We start from the raw sequence: 794 nt of genomic DNA, 5'->3' as shown, positions 1-794 counted from the left end.
GGTCAAGAAGGATCATGCCTCGATCACCGCGGCGTTGATCCAGTCGGCGATGACCGAGCAGAAGCTCGGCCAGGACATCGAGGACATCGGCGCCAAGCTGGAAGGCCTGAAAGCGGAAGAGCAGAAGATACGTGCCTCGCTGGCGGCGCGGCGCGACGTGCTGGCCGAAGTGCTGGGCGCGTTGCAGCGCATGGGGCTCAATCCGCCGCCGGCGATCCTGGTCAAGCCGGAGGACGCGCTGTCGTCGGTGCGCAGCGCCATCCTGCTCGGCGCGGTGGTGCCGGAATTGCGCCAGCAAACCGAGGTGCTGCTCGCCGACCTCAAGGAACAGACGCGGGTGACGACCTCGATCGAGGCGGAGCGGGCCAGGCTGACGACGGCGGTCGGCGAACAGGCGGCGGAAAAGAAGCGGCTGAGCATGCTGCTCGAGGCCAAGCAGAAGCTTCAGGCCGACACCGAGACGGAGATCGCCGCCGAGAAGCAGCGCTCACAGGTACTGGCCGCCAGGGCGGGCAGCCTCAAGGAACTGATCGCCTCGCTGGAGGCCGACAAGGCGCGCAGGGCGACGGACCAGGCCAAGGCGGCCGAGCGCAAATCGGCCGATGGCGACCAGGCTCCGGGAGGAGACGGCAAGACGCCGGCGCCGGTGGAATTGGCCGCGCTGCCGGTGCCGGAAGGCAACCGGCTCACGGCCGCAGCGCCGTTCTCGGCGCTGCAGGGACAGATCGCGCTGCCGGTGACCGGCAAGATCAAGCGGCGCTTCGGCGCCGATGACGGTAACGGCGCGGTGATGC

Annotated in this window: 1 pseudogene; it reads left to right on the top strand. The window is 69.0% G+C overall.

The annotated features are described in order from the left end of the window. A pseudogene (locus tag EN738_RS34740) lies at positions 1-794 on the top strand (hypothetical protein); the annotation flags it as partial.

Origin of the sequence: Mesorhizobium sp. M4B.F.Ca.ET.017.02.2.1 (assembly GCF_003998955.1) — a bacterium.
GTDB classification, from domain to species: Bacteria; Pseudomonadota; Alphaproteobacteria; order Rhizobiales; family Rhizobiaceae; genus Mesorhizobium; species Mesorhizobium abyssinicae.
This window is presented reverse-complemented; position numbering and strand designations above follow the sequence as displayed.